Here is a 14,635-nt window from a genome sequence, read left to right on the forward strand (position 1 = left end):
GCCCCGAGGTGCGGTCCCTGAACGAGCGCCGTGCGGCCCTCGGCGGCCCCGCCCCGGCCCGCCGCACCCCACGCCCCGGTTGGATCCACCCTCGCTTCACCCTCGTTACGCCCCATCCACCCCGATCCACCGTCCCCGACGAAACACGCGCCATCTTCGTCCGTTTCATCCATTTTTGTTCATTTTCACCCTCGCACGACCTTTGGAGGTCAGGGTGTCCGTCCACATCCGCAGACAGCGGGCCACTCGGCAAGTCGCGGCCAGACGCCGCCTCGTCGTGTCCCTCGGCTCGGTCCTCGCCCTCGTCGCCGCGCTGTTCGGCGCGGTCCCGGCCGGCTCGACGCCCGCCGCCGCGACGCCGCTCGTGCAGGGCAGCGTCGCGCAGTACGGCGTCGCCACACAGCTCAACGTCCCCGTCACCATGGCCGACGGAACCGTGCTCCGGGCGGACGTCCGCACGCCCGCCGCCGCCGGCACCACCACCCCCGCCGCCGGGTCGTTCCCGGTGCTGCTGACCCAGACCCCCTACGGCCGGGGCAGCGTCGAGGCCGAACTGTCCTGGTTCACCCAGCGCGGCTACATCACCGTCAGCGCCGACGTGCGCGGCACCGGCACCTCGGCCGGCTCCTGGTCGCCGTGGGCGCCGATCGAGGGCCAGGACGGCGCCGCACTGGCGAACTGGGCCGCCGCGCTGCCGCACGCCGACGGCAAGGTCGGCCTGTACGGCGGCTCGTACGCCGGCATCAACCAGATCATGACCGCCGCCGCCGTCGGCCCGAACTCGCCGATCAAGGCGATCTTCCCGCTCGTGGCGGGCAACGACCTGTATCGCGAACTGGTCACCATGGGCGGCATCCCCGACTCCCAGTTCATGTCCTTCTGGCTCACCTACACCGGCATCTCGCACATGACCGCGCCGCTGGCCGAGGCACTGCGCGAGGGCTCGACCCAGAACATCCTGGACACCCTCACCCTGGAGATCCAGCACCTCGGCGGCGTCGCCCAGTCCAACCTGCCCATCCTCACCGGCCTGCTCGGCGGCGGCGCGCAGGCATACGACGGCACCTTCTGGCAGCAGCGGCGCCCCGCCGACATGCTGGCGAGCGTGGTCGCCAACGGCGTGCCGGCGTTCCTGGTCGGCGGCTGGTACGACCTGTTCCAGCGCGGCGCGTTGATGAACTACGCCGGGCTGCAGAACGCGTGGGCCGGTCGCCCGGTCGGCGCGCCGATGACCGCCGACCAGCCGGTCACCGACCGCTACCAGCTCCTGATGGGCCCCTGGTACCACGACCCGCGCCAGGACCCGACGCTCGACCTGCCCGCGCTGCACCTGCGCTGGTACGACAAGTGGCTCAAGGGCATCGACACCGGCATCACCGGCGCCGCGAACCCCAACCCGCTGCACGTCAAGGAACTGGGCACCAACCGCTGGCTGGACACCCGCGCCTACCCGTTCACCGGCGCCGACCCCACCCGCCTGTACCTGGACAAGGGCCGCACCGGCAGCGCCCCGGCCTCGGCCAACGACGGCGGGCTGAGCACGACCGCGCCCACCGCCAACGGCAGCGAGTGGATCAGCTGGACCGCCAACAACAGCCCGTGCACCCGCTCGACGGCCCAGTGGCTCGGTGGCTTCATCAAGGACCCGGCCTGTACCGACAGCAACACCGCGCGGGAGACCGGGACCGGCTCGCTCGTCTACACCACGGCCCCGATGACCGAGACCAAGGTGCTCGCCGGCCCGATCGGCGCGACCCTGTACGCCCAGTCCAACACCCCCGAGACGCACTGGGTGGTGACCGTCACCGACGTCGCCCCCGACGGCTCCTCGGTGCCGCTCAGCTCCGGCGCCCTGGCCGGCTCGCACCGCGCGATCGACCCGGCCAAGAGCTGGTACGCCCCGGACGGCAGCATGCTGATGCCGTACCACCCGTCGACCCAGGCGACCACGTCGTCCGTGCCGACGAACCAGGTCGTGCGCTACGACGTGGAGGTCTTCCCGACCTTCGCCTCGATCGCCCCCGGCCACCGGATCCGGGTGAACGTGACCACCGCGGACACCCCGCACCTGTCCGCCACGCTGACCCAGACGCCGGGCCTGCTCGCCGGCATCTGGCAGCTCAAGTCCGGTCCCGCCAACCCGTCGTCGGTCACCATCCCGCTGGCGCCGGCCTCGGCGTTCGGCACGGCGTGCACGAGCGTGTGCCCGTAGCGGTGCCCGCTCGATGACCGCCCGATGACGGCATGACTCGCACGCGCCCGGCCGGGGGAGGCATCCCCGACCGGGCGCGTGCCCGTGTGCCGGCCGCGCCGGCACGCCACCCGTGACCCGCGTCGCGCCGATCCGTGCCGCCCGCGACCACCGGTCGTCGGGCGGTTTCGCGGCTCTGGGATCCTGGGCGGATGCGCGTGGCACTGCTCGGGACGGTTCGGGCTCAGGGGGACGACGGGACGCCGATCGAGATCGGGGGCGTGCGGCTGCGCATGTTGCTGGCCCGGCTCGCGCTGGACGCCGGGCACGTCGTGTCGGTCGACACGATCGTCGACGGGCTGTGGGGCACCGAACCCCTGGCGGACGCCGGCAACGCGGTCCAGACGTTGGTGTCGAGGCTGCGCAAGGTGTTGCGGGCGGCCGGAGTGTCCGTGGACCTGGTCGGCGGCGGCTACCGGCTCGCGCTGCGCCCGGAGGACGTGGACGTGCGCCGCTTCGAGGAACTGGCCGCGCGCGGTCGACGGGAGTTGGCGGCGGACCGCCCGGCCGCGGCGGCCTCGGTGCTGGCCGACGCGCTGGCCCTGTGGGAGGGGCCGGCGCTGGGCGACCTGGCCGACGCGCCGTTCGCGCGCTCGGTCGCCGCCCGCCTGGACGGGTTGCGGGTGGACGCCGCCGAGGACCGGTTCGAGGCACAACTGCGGCTCGGTCGGCACGCCGAGGTGCTGGCCGACCTGGAAGCGGCCTGCGCCGCACATCCGTTGCGCGAGCGCAGCGCGGCGATGCGGATGCGCGCGCTGTACGCGGCGGGCCGCCAGGCCGAGGCGCTGGCCGTGTTCGAGGAGGTACGCGGCCGGCTGGCCGGGGAGTTGGGCGTGGATCCCTCGCCCGAACTGCGCGAGACCCATCTCGCGGTGTTGCGCGGCGAGGTGGCCGGCCCCGCCGTCACCCGCCCCGAGCCGGTCGCGGATCACCTGCCGACCCGGCTGACCGGCTTCTTCGGCCGCGACGCGGAACTGGGGCTGCTGGGCGAGCTGATGGCCGGCTCCCGCCTGGTCACCCTGGTCGGCGCCGGCGGCGCGGGCAAGACCAGGTTGTCCGTGGAGGCGGTGAGCCGGCATCCGGCCCACGGGCGCGGCCGGGTCTGGTTCGTACCGCTCGCCGGCGTGCGCAGCGCGGACGGCGTGGTCGACGCGGTGTCGGCCGCGCTCGGCTCCTGGGACCTGCGCTCCTCCGACGCCCGCCCGCGCCGGACCGGCTCGCCGCTGGAGCGGGTGGCCGAACTGCTCGACGTGGGTGAGGCCGTACTGGTCTTGGACAACTGCGAGCACCTGGTCGACGCGGCGGCGGAGCTGGCCTACGGCCTGCTCGACCGGTTGCCGCGGTTGACCGTGCTGGCCACCAGCCGCGAGCCGCTGGGGATCACCGGCGAGGCGCTGTGCCGGGTCGGACCGCTGCCGATACCGGTGCCGATCCCCGAGCACGGCGCCGGGCCGGACCCGGACACGGTCGCGCAGGCCGCGTCGGTACGGCTGTTCCTGGACCGGGCCGCCTCCGTGCGGCCGGGCTTTCGACTGGACGCGGCCACCATCGGCCCGGTGGTGGAGATCTGCCGGCGCCTCGACGGGATGCCGCTGGCCCTGGAGTTGGCCGCCGCCCGGCTGCGGGCGATGAGCGTGGAGCAGATCGCCCGGCGGCTCGACGACCGGTTCCGGCTGCTGAACGCGGGCAGTCGGGCCGAGGCGCCGCGCATGCGCACGCTGCACGCGGTGGTGGAGTGGAGCTGGGACCTGCTCGCCGAACCGGAGCGTATGCTCGCCCGCCGGTTGGCGGTGTTTCCCGGCGGCGCGACCGTGGACGCGCTCGAAGCGGTGTGCGCGGGCGGGGAGTTGGCCGCGGACGACGTCTTCTACGTGCTCGGCTCGCTGGTGGAGAAGTCGATCGTGGACGCGGTCGGCGACGGCGAACCGCGCTATCGGATGCTGGAGACGGTACGCGCCTACGCGGCGGAGCAGTTGGACCGCGCCGGGGAACGCGCCGAGTTCGCGGCCCGGTTCGAGCGCTGGTGCCTGGACCTGGCAGAGCGGCACGACCCGCTCCTGCGCACCGCCGCGCAGTTGCAGGCGCTGGCGGTCCTGGACGCCGAATACGCCAACCTGATGGCCGCGCTGCGCGCCACGTTGGACGCCGGCGCGGCCGAGCCCGCCGCGCGGTTCGCCGCCGCGCTGTTCTGGTACTGGGGCATTCGCGGGATCGGCGCGCCGTTCGAGACGATCGTCCCGGAGGTGCTGGGCTTCGGCGATGCGCTGCCCGAGGCGGCGCGGGCCGCGTTCGGCGCGATGCACGTGCTGGCCGCGATCACCGTGCCCCGGCTCGCGGACAGCGAGGAATTGCGCGCGGCGCTGGCCGAATGCGCCCGGACGGACGTGGTCGCGCGCTATCCGGCGCTCGCCGTCGGGCTGCCGCTGGCCGCGTTCCTGTCCGGGAACGTCGAGGTCGGCGAACGCGAGTTGGCCCGGATGTCGAACGGGTCCGACCCGTGGGCCCGGGCATGCGCGCACTGGGCGACGGACTTCGTGTGCAGCGACCGCGGCGACTGGACCTCGGGCGCGTCCGCGCGGGCCGAGGCGCTGCGCGGATTCCGGGCACTGGGCGAGCGGTGGGGCCTGGCGTCGGTGTCGATGGCCGTCGGCTCGCACCACTCGATCCGCGGCGAACACGCGCAGGCCGTCGCCGCCTTCGAGGAGGCGGTGGCGCTCATGGCCGAACTCGGCTCCGAGGACGACCTGGCCATGTACCGGGGCATGCTCGCGGCGGAGCGGATGCGCGCCGGCGACCTGGCGGGCGCGGAGCGCGAGTTGCACGTCGCCGAGGCGCGGGCACGGGAGCGCGGGCACCGGCACCTGGAGTTGACCGTGCTCTCCGGTCGCGCCGAACTGCACCGCCGGATGGGCGATTTCGCGGCGGCCGAAGCGGCGCTCGACCGGCTGGACGTGCTTGCCGAGAGCCTGTCCCTGCCCGCCGAGATGGTCGGCGACCTGGTCGCCAAGGGCCGCGTGGCCACCCTTTTGGCCCGGGCCGCAAAGGGCGAGGGCGACGATGTGTCCGCGCGGGTCCGGGAGTTGTTGGCGACCATCTCGGCCGGCGCGATCCGGCGAGGCGATTTCGCCGACGTCGCGCCGACGGCGGAGCTGCTCGCCGCGCTGTTGGAGGCGACGGGGCAGCCCGTCGACGCGGCCGAGGTGCTGGGCCTTGGCACGGCCCTGCGCGGGATCTTCGACGCGGGCAGCCCGGATCTGCGCGCCCTGGTCGACCGACTCGTCGCGATCCTGGGCGAGGAGGACCACCGGGCGGCCTACGACCGGGGCGCGACGTTGTCCCGGGATGCGGCGGCGACCGCGTTGACCGCCCGGCTCACCCCCGATGCCCGAGCCGACTCGGCGCCGAACCCGCGCTAGTAGACCTGGAGTTCGATCAGGTTGCCGTCCGGGTCGCGGACGTGGGCGCTGTGCAGGGTGGGGCCCCAGGCCGGGCGGTGGGTGGGCGGTGTGACGGGGCGGGCGCCGTGCGCCAGGCACAGGGCGTAGCCCGCGTCCAGGTCGGTGACCCGGCTGACCAGCATGATGCGGTCCTGGGTCGGGCCCGGGGCGGCGGCCGGCAGGTCCTCGGTGCCGACCACCGAGGCGAGCATCGCCCGGTCGAACAGGACCAGCGCACCCTCGGTGCCCACGTCCCAGCTCGCGTACGGGCCGTTCTCGTCGCCCCTGGCCCGGGTGGCGCCGATCAGCGCGGGCAGTACCGCGTCGTAGAAGCGGAAACACTCGGTGAACCGGTCGACGAGCAGGCGTGGGTGAAGGGCGTCCATCGGAACTCCTATTCATAGGTGTGCACCAATGATTGGTGTGACCCTACAATAACGTCATGGACGAGACCACACCCCCGACGCTGACCGCGCTCAGCACCTACCTGCTCTCCCGCGTCGGCAAGGCAGCCCGGAGTCGGCTCGGTGAGCAACTGGCGCTGCGGGGGCTGCGGTTGTGGCACACCGCCGTGCTCGCCGCGCTGGCCGACTTCGGCGCGCATGCCCAGCGCGACCTGGCCGCACGCCTCGGGATCCATGCCAGCGACGTGGTCAAGGTCCTCGACGAACTGACCGCCGCCGGCTGGGTGGAGCGCACACGCGATCCGGCCGACCGCCGCCGGCTGCGGGTCACGCTCACCCCGGCCGGGCGCGCCGCGCTGGCCGAGCAGGAGGCGGCGGCGCGCGCCGTACAGGAGGAGATCCTGGCCCCGCTGGACGGCGAGGAACGTGCGCTCCTGCACGACTTCCTGCTCCGGATGCACCACGAACTGCCGCTTCGCTGATCCGAGACCGGGCGGTGCCCGTGCCCCCGAGGCGCCGATTTGGTCTGCGGATTCAAAGTGTGTTCGAGTATCCGGGCATGGGCATGATCCGGTGCAGTGGCCGGACGAAGATCACGCGCTCGGAGAGGAACACCAGTGAGCGATCGCGGGATCCGGGAGTACGGCCTCGACGGGGAGTTGGCACGTGTCGCGGGTGTCGAGGTCCGACTTGTCGTGGACGGATTCGCGGCCTGGGGCCTGGAGTGGGTCGACGGGCCCACGGTGGACCGGATGCGCGCCCACGTGGCCGCCGTACGGGCCGGCCGGCGGGGCATCGCGCCGCCCGAACACCGGCTCGACTACCGACGCCGGCAGAGCCCGCGTGCCTGGGCCGCACGGGCCGTCGCCGCGATGCGGGACGTGAGTTCGCTCCGGGCGGTGGCCGCCGGCGCGGCGCTGCGGCGCAACCACCCGGCGGGCCGGAACCGACGCCCCGGCGCGCTCCGGCCGGAGGACCACGCGCTGCTCGACCTGGTGCAGCGGCTGTACGAGGGCAGCGCCGACCCGGAGCGGGCCGACCGGCCGGAGGACGAGCCGCTGATACGGCGGCTGCTGGCCGAGGGCAACCAGTCCAGGGAGGCGATGTGTCGCATCCTCAACGACGCCGACCCGGAACTCGGCTTCGGCGCCGACGACCTGCGCCGTACCGAGTCCGGCAGGCCGATCCTGCGCCTGGTGTCGGAGGATTCGAGCTGCTGAGGAGCACCCCCGGTGTGCCCGCCGCACCCGCCCCGCTCGCCCCGCCCGCCACACCCGCCCCGCCCGCTCAGCCGAACGCCGCCACGAACCGCGTGCGCAGGTCGTCCAGCCGCTCGGCCGGCTCGTTGGCGAACACCAAGCGCAGGTACGTGTCGCCCGCCGGCCCCCACCCGTTCATCGGCGTGGCCGCGACCCGGCCGAGCCGGAACAGCCGTTCGGCGGCGACCTCGGGCGACAGGCCCATCGCCACGGTGTCGATCAGCAGCGACCAGCCGCCGTGCGGGCGGACGCACGGATAGTCGGCGAGCCGGTCGAGGATCGTCGCGCAGCGGCCCTGCCAGATCGCGGTCGCGGCGGCGACATCGGCGTCGGCGTCCGGTGCGGACAGCGCGGCGGCGACCGCCTCCTGGGCGATGCCGACCGGGCAGACCACATTGCTCAGGCCGACGAGTTTGACGTCGGCCATCAGCTCGGCGGGGCCGACCACCCAGCCGACCCGCCAGCCGATCATTCGCAGCTCCTTGGAGGCCGCGCCGCAGGTGACCGTGCGGTGGGCCAGACCCGGATGCGCGGCGGGGTGGTCGGGGGCCTTGCCGTCGAAGCGGATGCGCTCCATCGCCGCGTCGTAGATCACCCAGCAGTCGTGCGCGGCGACCGCCCGGGCCAGCGCGTCCCAGTGGCCGCCGTCCAGCAGCGCGCCGGTGGGCATCGCCGGCGCCATCACCAGCACGGCGGCGGTGTTCGGGCCGACGGCGGCGGCGAGTTCGTCCGGGTCGGTGTGCCAGCCGGCGGCGCTCGGCTGGCACGGCACATGGCGCGGGACGCCGCCGGCGAGGCGGATCCGGTTGACCAGGCCGGCGTAGATCGGGTCGGCGATCACCACCTCGCGCCCGGGCTCGACGGTGGCGAGCAGCACGTCGAGCACGCCGTTGAGGCCACCGGCCGCGTTGACCACCTCGGTGTCCGGGTCGTACGTGCGCCCCGCGATCCGGCCCACGTGCGCGGCGACGGCCGCACGCAGCCGCGCCGAGCCGTGGAACGGCAGGTAGCTGTTGGCGTCGTCGTCGTCGATCGCGGCCCGGGTGGCGGCCAGCGCCACGGCCGGCGGGCGGATGTCGGTGTCCAGGTTCTCCAGGCGCAACAGCTCCGGGTCGTGCGCGGCGTCGGCGGCGTCGCCGACCCTGTCCACGCCGATGCCCGGGATGTGCCGGAGGCGGGTTACCCGAGTGACCATGATGCCGATCTCCCTCGAACATGCCGGTAAACTGGTACGTCGGTCCAGTATAATGAACGCCATGACCATCGCAAGGGAACCCGCATGACCATCGCGCGCGACATCGGCAACAACATCCGCGTCCTCCGCGAGGCGGCCGGCCACTCGCTCGCCGACCTCGCCGCGAGCGCGGGGCTGAGCAAGACCACGCTGCACGGCATCGAACAGGGCGAGGCCAACCCGACGCTCAGCACGCTGTGGGCGCTCGCCGCCGCGCTGGACGTTCCGCTCGGCGGGCTGCTCGACGGCGGTGCGTCGGCCGTCACGGTGGTCCGGGCCGACCAGGGTCCGACGGTGCGCGGCGACGCGGTCCGGGGCCGCCTGTTGCATCGGGTGCACGTGCGCGGCTGGGTCGAGCTGTACGAACTCGACGTGGACACCACCGAACAGGTGTCCGACCCGCACCGGCTCGGCGTGGAGGAGTGCCTGCTGGTCACCGAGGGCCGGGTGGAGATCGGACCGGCCGCCGATCCGCGGGAGTTGGCGGCGGGCGACTCGATCCGCTTCGACGCGGCCCGGCCGCACGTGTACCGGGGGCTGGACGAGCACAATCGGGCGGTGCTGCTGATGGTGCATCACTGACCCCGGCGCCGGCGCCGCCGGATGTGGGCGGGGTTACCGTACTGTGACCAACGTTCGTCGTATCGCAGCGAGTTCGGGGCGGTTGACTCCCGCTATGGCATCCTCTTTCGTCCTCGGGGATCCGGTTCGGCCGGACCTGCCGGGACCCTTCCACATCGGCACCATCGAGTTCCCGTTCTGGACCGGTGGGCCGGGGTTCACCCTCGCCAAGATCAGCTACCCGGCCGAATACGACGGTTGGCTGGCCCCGGCCGACCCCTCCGAGGGTTCGTACCCGTCGGTGATCATGGCGCCCGCGACCTGGACCGGTTCGAACATGTACGACTGGTTCACCGACTACGTGGTGCGGCACGGCTACATCGTCTTCCGCTACTTCCCGGAGAACATCCTCGCGCTCGACCCGCACATGCACGCGGACACCATCGGCGACGCCATCGACAAGCTGCTTGACATCGACGACGACCGGTTCAACCCGCTGCGCGGCCTGATCAAAAGGGACGCGTTCGCGGCGGTCGGGGTGTCCCTGGGCGGGGCCGGCGCGCTGCTCGCGGCGGCGCGGGACAGGCGCATCCGCGCGGTGCTGGGCTTCGCGCCGGGCCGCAACGTGAAGCAGGCCGCGTTGTACGCGGGGATCGACGTCGAGATCCGCACGGTGGCCACGCCCACGCTGATCGTGTCCGGTCAGAACGACCGGATCTCCCCCGGATCGGGGCTGCACTACCTCGACCTGGTTCCGCGCGGCTACAAGGCGTACGTCGAGATCTCCGGCGGGAACCACGTGCAGTTCCTCGACCCGTGCGACGTGGACATCCACCTGCCCGGGCTGCCTCGGGACGGCAAGCCCTCGATCACCTTCGCCGAGCAGCACGCGATCACCAACGTGTACGCGACCGCCTTCCTGCACGCGGCGCTGAAGGGATACGGCCACTGCGAGGCCCACGTGTCCGGCGCGGACGCGCTGCTGGCGCTGGCGAGCGGCGTACTCTCCGACCTGCGCTCGGTGGCGGGGCCGTTGCCGCTGCCGTTCCCCGCCGCGCCGGCGGGGGTACGCGGCGCGGCGGCGGCAGCGGTGCCGGCGGCGGTTGCCGGCGACCTCGTCGGCGCGGCCGGCACGGTGGCGTCGGCGCTGGCGCTCCGGGTGAACGGGCTCGTGCGGGACCTGGCCCGAGGGGTGGAACGGGTCACGACGGAGGTGGAGAAGCGCATCGCCCGCTAGGCCCTGTCCGGCGGATCTTGGCGGGTCCGCGCCGCCCGGCACCGCACCTCGCCGCACCGGAGAAACAGCCGAATAGAACCACTATGCGGCTGCTTCTCCGGCACGCCGATGCACGGCACCGGACGACGCGGCCTGATCCACCAAGATCCGCCGGACAGGGCCTAGCGCGGTGAAGGCCGACACTCGCCCATTCGGTGTGGTTCGCTCTCCTGTGTGTTTCCCGGCTTCGAGCGGCGTCGACCCTGAACTCATGGGTGACCGTGAACCGATGACCAAAGCCGTGCTCGTGCCCGCCGGCGCCGACCTCGTCGGTGCGCAGGGCATCCGGATCAGCGAACGTGTATCCACCGCGACGGTGGGCTCCGGACGCCTGTGCGGCTTCTTCGCCACGCTCGGACCGGGCGAGCGTACGGCCGTGCACCACCACGCGGGGGAGGAGACCGTCGTGCTGCTCACCGCCGGCAGCTGCGACGTCTTCTCCGGCGACGGGCTGAGCGGCGGAGTGCACATGCGGGTGGGCGACGTCGTGTTCATCCCGTCCGGCTGCGTGCACCAGGTGCTGGCCGGGCCGCACGGGTTCACCGTGTTCGAGGTCAGATCGGGCGGCACGGACCGGACCGAACTGGTCGACCCCGCCTGACCGCACATCCGTTCGCCGACCGAGCCGCCCGGTGCGGGGGTGTCGGGGTGGCAACACGCCTGGCACCCTGGGGGTGGGGCCGCGAAGTCGCGGGTGCCGCACGGGGTTACGGAGATGAGGAGACGAGGAGACATCGATGACGAAGTCCTTGATCGACGAGATCGGCCGGGAGCGGGCCGCGGAATTGGTGACCAAGGCCGTCGAGAAGGCCGTCGCGGACCTGCACGCGGCGGGTCTGCCGGCGATCGGCGGGGAGAACGGGCGCGTGTACAAGGTGTATCCGGACGGGACGAAGGTGTACGTCGACGAGGAGGAGTGACGCGCGGATCCCGCCGGCCGGATCCCGTGGAGCGGCCCGCGGGCCCCGCTCGCCGGGTCGATACGGTTGGGGTTCGCGAGCGGCGATCGGTGTGACCGAGGGCGTGCGCGTGGGTCCGGATTCCCGGGCCGCCGACTCGACCGTTCGATCGTGAGCCAGGAGGCAGCAGCATGGAAACGCGCGTCGTCGACAACCCGGCGAAGTCCCGCTACGAGATATTCATCGCCGCCGACAACGCCGCAGAGGGCGCTTCGGGCCCGGTCGCGCCGCCGCTGCGGGCCGGCGAACTCGCGGGCTTTGCCGAATACTTCGTCAGCGGCGACGAGGTCGCCTTCACGCACACCGAGATCGAACCGCGCTTCGGCGGTCGGGGTCTCGGCGGGCGGTTGACCCACGCGGCGCTGGACGCGGTGCACGAGCGGGGCCTGGCGGTGCTGCCGTACTGCTCGTTCATCCGCGACTGGATCGCCAAGCACCCGGAGTACACCCACCTGGTCCCGGAGGACCGCCGCGACGCCTTCGGGGTGTAAGCCCCGGCCGCGGCGGACGGCGGCCCCGCGGACCCGTCCCGGCTACGACTCCACGGCCATCCGGATGCCCAGTGCGACCATTACCCCGCCGGACGTCTGCTCCAGCCGGCGCCGCACCTTGGCCCGGCCGAGCACGGTGCGCATGCGGCCGACGAACCACACGTACAGGCCGTAGAAGCCGATCTCGAAGGTGGCCCAGATCGCGGCCAGCACGACCATCGTGGGCAGTTGCGGCGAACCGCTCGGGACGAACTGGGGCAGGAACGACATCGCGAACACCGCCGCCTTCGGATTGGCCAGGTTCAGCGTCAAGGCCGCCCGATAGGCCCGCCACCCGCCGCCCGACTCCTCCTCGCCCGCCGCCCCCTCGGCCGCGGCGGTGAACCCGGTCAGCCCGTCCCGCCGCGCCGCCCGGATGGCCTGCACCCCGAACCCGACCAGCACCACGGCCCCGACGATGCGCATGATGTCGTAGGCCAAGTGCGACGCCGCCAACAACCCGGTCAGCCCGAAGGCCGCCGCGAGCCCCCAGAGGAACACCCCGCTCTCGTTCCCGAGCACGGCCGCGAACCCGGCCCGCCGACTTCGCAACGAATGCCGAATGATCAATACCGAACTCGGCCCCGGGCTGGCCGCGATCAACGCACAGGCACCCAGAAACGCCAACAACGTATGAGTCATCCCGGCATCCTGACCCCGAGACAACCCGCCCGGCCACCCATTTCCCCGGGCGCCGCGCCGGGAGTGTGACGGCGGTCTCGGGGAGGCGGGTTCAGGACCTGGCGCGCGTTCCAGGACACGCTGTCGGTGAAGTAGGTGTCGTAGAGCTCCTGGACATCCAGGAGGCTCTCGGGCGGCACGATGAGCGATCAGGCGGCGTCGAGGAGGATTTTCAGGAGTTCGTCCGGGGCGTCGCGCATCACGTTGTGGCCGGACGCGACGCTGTGCACATGCCAGGTGGGGTCCTGTGCCAGTCGCCGATGAACCTCCTCGAAGGGCGACTCTCCGTCCCAGCCGGTCGCGTATACGAAGTCCCGCCGCGCCACCCGGTCGAGGCCGCCTTCGAGCCGCACAGCCTGCATCAGCGAGGCCAGCGGGTGCGGCGTGGCCCGTGGATCGAAGAACGGCAGGGGCGCACTGGAGTATCCGTCGCGGCCGATGCCCCGGAGATACCACTCGCGCTCCTGGTCGTTGACCAGGGACCAGCACGATTCGCCGTCTTGGGGCACCAGGGCGTCGACATGGACGAGCCCTCGCACCCGATCCGGCGCCCGGTCGGCGGCGCCGGTGATCACCATTCCGCCGTAACTGTGCCCGACGAGTACGGCGTCGGTGATCCGCTCGTCCGCCAGGAGGTTCAGCACGTCGTCGATGTGGGTGTCGAGGTTGACCGAGGCCGTGAGCAGATGTTTCCGGTCGCCGACGCCGGTCAGGGTCAGGGGGTAGGCGTCGTGGCCGTGCTCGCGCAACCGCCGGGCCAGAGGCTGGAAGGTCCAGGCGCCGTGCCAGGCGCCGGGGACGAGGACGAAGGTGGTCATCGGTCGCCTCGTGGTGCGGGGAAGGAGTGATCGGGCATGGGAGGGCGATCCTTTCGGCGGTTCGGTGGCCCCGGGAGGGGGTTCGGTCGGACGGGTCGGTACACCCGTCGGGTGACGCCGACCCCGCTTGGCCGCGGGCCGGCCGACGAGCTCACACCCCTGGTGGCCGGCGTGGACGCCGCGCACGCGTCCTGACGAGCACTCGATCGCATCAGTCGGCGACGGTGAGCACGATCTTTCCGGTGGTGCGGCCCGTCTCACCGATCTCGTGCGCCTTGGCCACCTGGTCGAAGGGCACGGTCGCGGCGATCTCGGCCCGCAGCAGGCCGGAGGCCACGAGGGAGGCGATCTCCCGCATACCGGCCTGGTCGGCTTCGGTGATCATGAAGGTGGAGCGCAGTCCGAGGGAGCGGGCCTCGACGGCCAGGTTCGCTTCGGCCGGGGAGGCGAGCGAGACGACGATGCCGCCCGTGCGCAGCGTCCGAAGGGAGCGTGGTCCGTAGTCGCCGCCGATGGTGTCGAGCACGACGTCGATGTCCGCGACCGCCGACGCGAAGTCGACCTCGGTGTAGTCGATCGTCTCGTCGGCGCCCAGCCCTCGCACGAAGTCGTGCTTGGCCGCACGGGCGGTGCCGATCACGTACGCACCACGGGCCTTGGCGATCTGTACGGCGAGATGCCCGACACCGCCCGCCGCGGCGTGGATCAGTACCCGCCCACCGGGACGAACATCGGCGGTGTCGACCAGCGCCTGCCACGCGGTGAGCGCGGCCAGCGGCAACGCGGCGGCCTCCACATGCGAGAGCCCGGCCGGTTTGGCGACCAGGTGCCGTGCGGGCGAGACCACGTATTCGGCGTACGTCCCCGCCGGACGCGGCTGGCACGGCATGCCGAACACCTCGTCGCCGGGCTCGAACAGGGTCACGCCGGGCCCGACGGCCTCGATCACGCCCGACACGTCCCAGCCGAGCCGGATCGGGACGTCGCCCGCCAGTCCACCGGTGGCGCGGTGCCACCAGTCGGTCGGGTTGACCCCCGCCGCGTGTACTCGCACCAGTACCTCGGCCGGCCCCGGCTCGGGGCGCGCCACCTCGACGATCCTCAGCACTTCGGGGCCGCCGAACGAGTCCTGGCCGATGGCACGCATGGTCCGCTCCTTTTCCGGCCCTCCGGAACGAGAGCGCGCTGCTCGCACGGTCGGTCCGCACGATTTTTTCGATCGTGA

14 protein-coding genes are annotated in these 14,635 nt (G+C 72.8%); 9 read left to right on the plus strand and 5 right to left on the minus strand.

Features of this window, described 5'->3' with window-relative positions:
* The first annotated feature begins 214 nt into the window (after positions 1–214).
* Entirely contained in the window at positions 215–2,212 is a 1,998-nt protein-coding gene (locus ACFXKZ_RS26880; protein ID WP_380003565.1) for a CocE/NonD family hydrolase, read from the plus strand.
* Between the two features lie 191 nt (positions 2,213–2,403).
* Positions 2,404–5,667, plus strand: a complete 3,264-nt coding sequence (locus ACFXKZ_RS26885) for a BTAD domain-containing putative transcriptional regulator (RefSeq protein ID WP_380003566.1) — start codon at positions 2,404–2,406, stop codon at positions 5,665–5,667.
* On the opposite strand, the gene ACFXKZ_RS26890 is transcribed toward ACFXKZ_RS26885, so the two are convergent.
* Positions 5,664–6,074, minus strand: coding sequence for a VOC family protein (locus tag ACFXKZ_RS26890; protein ID WP_380003567.1), 411 nt, complete (start codon positions 6,072–6,074; stop codon positions 5,664–5,666). The genes ACFXKZ_RS26885 and ACFXKZ_RS26890 overlap by 4 nt on opposite strands.
* A 56-nt stretch (positions 6,075–6,130) precedes the next feature.
* On the opposite strand from ACFXKZ_RS26890, the gene ACFXKZ_RS26895 reads away from it, so the two are divergent.
* Both ACFXKZ_RS26895 and ACFXKZ_RS26900 read left to right on the plus strand, forming a co-directional pair.
* A complete protein-coding gene (locus ACFXKZ_RS26895; RefSeq protein WP_380003568.1) occupies positions 6,131–6,574 on the plus strand; it encodes a MarR family winged helix-turn-helix transcriptional regulator in 444 nt (147 codons plus the stop codon).
* 135 nt (positions 6,575–6,709) lie between these two features.
* The gene (locus tag ACFXKZ_RS26900) at positions 6,710–7,312 is read left to right on the plus strand and encodes a hypothetical protein (protein WP_380003570.1); all 603 of its coding nucleotides are present in this window, start codon (positions 6,710–6,712) and stop codon (positions 7,310–7,312) included.
* A 67-nt stretch (positions 7,313–7,379) separates the two neighbouring features.
* On the opposite strand, the gene ACFXKZ_RS26905 is transcribed toward ACFXKZ_RS26900, so the two are convergent.
* Positions 7,380–8,546 carry a pyridoxal phosphate-dependent aminotransferase gene (locus ACFXKZ_RS26905; RefSeq protein WP_380003571.1) on the minus strand — a complete coding sequence of 389 codons (1,167 nt, stop codon included), beginning with the start codon at positions 8,544–8,546 and terminating at the stop codon, positions 7,380–7,382.
* Positions 8,547–8,630: 84 nt separating this feature from the next.
* On the opposite strand from ACFXKZ_RS26905, the gene ACFXKZ_RS26910 reads away from it, so the two are divergent.
* The 5 genes from ACFXKZ_RS26910 (at position 8,631) to ACFXKZ_RS26930 (ending at position 11,872) form a co-directional block, all read left to right on the plus strand.
* Positions 8,631–9,167, plus strand: coding sequence for a helix-turn-helix domain-containing protein (locus ACFXKZ_RS26910; protein ID WP_380003572.1), 537 nt, complete (start codon positions 8,631–8,633; stop codon positions 9,165–9,167).
* 94 nt (positions 9,168–9,261) lie between these two features.
* Positions 9,262–10,383 carry a hypothetical protein gene (locus ACFXKZ_RS26915; protein ID WP_380003573.1) on the plus strand — a complete coding sequence of 374 codons (1,122 nt, stop codon included), beginning with the start codon at positions 9,262–9,264 and terminating at the stop codon, positions 10,381–10,383.
* Positions 10,384–10,633: 250 nt separating this feature from the next.
* Complete coding sequence (locus ACFXKZ_RS26920; protein WP_380003574.1) at positions 10,634–11,023, plus strand: hypothetical protein; 390 nt, start codon at positions 10,634–10,636, stop codon at positions 11,021–11,023.
* 136 nt (positions 11,024–11,159) lie between these two features.
* Entirely contained in the window at positions 11,160–11,342 is a 183-nt protein-coding gene (locus tag ACFXKZ_RS26925) for a hypothetical protein (RefSeq protein WP_380003575.1), read from the plus strand.
* A gap of 170 nt (positions 11,343–11,512) precedes the next feature.
* Positions 11,513–11,872, plus strand: a complete 360-nt coding sequence (locus tag ACFXKZ_RS26930) for a GNAT family N-acetyltransferase (RefSeq protein ID WP_380003577.1) — start codon at positions 11,513–11,515, stop codon at positions 11,870–11,872.
* A gap of 42 nt (positions 11,873–11,914) precedes the next feature.
* On the opposite strand, the gene ACFXKZ_RS26935 is transcribed toward ACFXKZ_RS26930, so the two are convergent.
* The 3 genes from ACFXKZ_RS26935 to ACFXKZ_RS26945 form a co-directional block, all read right to left on the minus strand.
* Positions 11,915–12,553, minus strand: a complete 639-nt coding sequence (locus ACFXKZ_RS26935; RefSeq protein ID WP_380003578.1) for a LysE family translocator — start codon at positions 12,551–12,553, stop codon at positions 11,915–11,917.
* Between the two features lie 188 nt (positions 12,554–12,741).
* Positions 12,742–13,410, minus strand: coding sequence for an alpha/beta fold hydrolase (locus ACFXKZ_RS26940; RefSeq protein WP_380003579.1), 669 nt, complete (start codon positions 13,408–13,410; stop codon positions 12,742–12,744).
* A gap of 211 nt (positions 13,411–13,621) precedes the next feature.
* On the minus strand, positions 13,622–14,557 hold the full coding sequence (locus ACFXKZ_RS26945) for an NADP-dependent oxidoreductase (RefSeq protein ID WP_380003580.1): 936 nt from the start codon (positions 14,555–14,557) through the stop codon (positions 13,622–13,624).
* Positions 14,558–14,635: the final 78 nt, after the last annotated feature.

It is taken from the genome of Embleya sp. NPDC059237 (assembly GCF_042754105.1).
Classification (GTDB): Bacteria; Actinomycetota; Actinomycetes; order Streptomycetales; family Streptomycetaceae; genus Embleya.